Origin of the sequence: Aeromonas sp. HMWF014, assembly GCF_963878295.1 — a bacterium.
GTDB classification, from domain to species: domain Bacteria; phylum Pseudomonadota; class Gammaproteobacteria; order Enterobacterales; family Aeromonadaceae; genus Aeromonas; species Aeromonas popoffii.
In genome coordinates this window covers 1-1,073 of the sequence record NZ_CAWNYS010000263.1, presented here as the reverse complement: position 1 = coordinate 1,073, position 1,073 = coordinate 1, and the positions used below count along the sequence as shown (strand labels likewise).

Annotated in this window: 2 protein-coding genes and 2 tRNA genes; all 4 read right to left on the bottom strand. The window is 50.2% G+C overall.

The window, feature by feature from the left end:
* Positions 1 to 80: 80 nt before the first annotated feature.
* The 4 genes from nadS to AAC083_RS10625 all read right to left on the bottom strand — a co-directional run bounded on the left by nadS (position 81) and on the right by AAC083_RS10625 (position 1,069).
* Complete coding sequence (gene nadS, locus AAC083_RS10640; protein WP_029303943.1) at positions 81 to 365, bottom strand: NadS family protein; 285 nt, start codon at positions 363 to 365, stop codon at positions 81 to 83.
* A 1-nt stretch (position 366) separates the two neighbouring features.
* Positions 367 to 699 (bottom strand): type II toxin-antitoxin system RelE/ParE family toxin, encoded by a 333-nt coding sequence (locus AAC083_RS10635; protein WP_005320072.1) that lies wholly within the window; start codon positions 697 to 699, stop codon positions 367 to 369.
* A gap of 168 nt (positions 700 to 867) precedes the next feature.
* Positions 868 to 954 (bottom strand) — tRNA-Leu (locus tag AAC083_RS10630).
* A 41-nt stretch (positions 955 to 995) separates the two neighbouring features.
* Positions 996 to 1,069 (bottom strand) — tRNA-Cys (locus AAC083_RS10625).
* Between the last annotated feature and the right edge of the window lie 4 nt (positions 1,070 to 1,073).

Genomic DNA, 1,073 nt, shown 5'->3' with positions numbered 1-1,073 from the left:
GCGACTGTACCACCTAAAATGGTGTCCGGGATGATTAGACCACTACAGGGCCTCTTCTCGATCTATCGTCTCAGTCCACATTAGTGAGCAGCTAGCTCACTATAGAGATCTGGCTTTTCTTGCATAAGCGTCAAGACCTTCGCTGCCAATCCAGTCGGGTTGCGGCGCCGGGTCTCCCAACTTTTGACCGTATCAACACTCGTCCCAAGAGCCTGGGCAAACTCTTGCTGAGAAACATTCAGTGCGAGGCGAATAGCCTTTACGTCCGCCACTTCATAGCGAGTCCGCACGGCAGGCTCAAGAAGGCCCTGCTTAATTTCAACAGCCTCCTCAAGGGAAGCCTTCAATTCGTCAAACATGTTCATGTTAAACCTCGCCTTTTAGTAACGTGGTCAAGCGCTTTAACTCGGCCTTTTCTGCCGATGTCAGGCTTTCTTTCTCACTCTTGGCATAGGCAAGCACTAAGTAAATCATCTCAGCTGTCGCTAGAAAGTAGATAACTCTCGCGCTGCCACTCTTCCCCTGTTGGCCAGTTGCCATGCGAATTTTTCGCAGACCCCCCGTGCCCTGGATCAAATCACCCTTTTCCGGCTGGGCAATCAATTCTGTTTGTAGTGCTCTGAGCTCATCATCTGTTGCGAGCGCTTTTATCTGCTTGGTAAATATCGATGTCTCAATAAACTCAATGGCGTTACTCACCCATCACTCACTCTAGCCAATCAATCTAATGGTGTACATAGTACACCTCAAGAAAAATAACGACAACCGCTGGCATTCTCTGTCGCCACTCTGTCGCCACTTGGCCAAAAACAAAAAGGCCGCTATCGCTAGCGGCCTTTTTAAATCATTGAAATCTGTCTAAATTAATGGTGCCCGAGGCCGGAATCGAACCGGCACGACGCGAACGTCGAGGGATTTTAAATCCCTTGTGTCTACCGATTTCACCACTCGGGCACCGCAACCTGTATCAAGTCCGCGTGGCGGGCTTGTCTATATGGAGGCACGTTCCGGAGTCGAACCGGACTAAACGGATTTGCAATCCGCTGCATAACCGCTTTGCTAACGCGCCATGC

Excerpts from the sequence above, each read along its gene's own strand:
- nadS (WP_029303943.1), bottom strand. The coding sequence starts at position 365 with ATGAACATGTTTGACGAATTGAAGGCTTCCCTTGAGGAGGCTGTTGAA.